Genomic DNA, 297 nt, shown 5'->3' with positions numbered 1-297 from the left:
CCTGAAGGAAATGAACTCAAAGATACAGAAGAAGGAACATTACCGCCGCCAGGCATCATTGGAGATAAATGGCAATACACAGGCAAAGTCACAAGTGAAGATGGCATTACAACGTATGTGTATGAACGCATCCAAACAGAAATACCGAATAATCCACCACAAGTAGAAATACCGGTATTAGAAGTAACAAAATATGTAGACCCTGAAGGAAATGAACTCAAAGATACAGAAGAAGGAACATTACCGCCGCCAGGCATCATTGGAGATAAATGGCAATACACAGGCAAAGTCACAAGT

1 protein-coding gene is annotated in these 297 nt (G+C 41.1%); it reads left to right on the top strand.

Translation table 11 applies throughout. The features are described 5' to 3' along the window. Positions 1-297: hypothetical protein (locus tag CD127_RS11595; RefSeq protein ID WP_142381318.1), on the top strand; the 297-nt coding region annotated here is incomplete at both ends.

This window comes from Staphylococcus petrasii (assembly GCF_002902565.1).
GTDB classification, from domain to species: domain Bacteria; phylum Bacillota; class Bacilli; order Staphylococcales; family Staphylococcaceae; genus Staphylococcus; species Staphylococcus petrasii.
The sequence above is the reverse complement of the archived record's forward strand: the minus strand, read 5'-3'. Positions and strand labels throughout refer to the sequence as shown.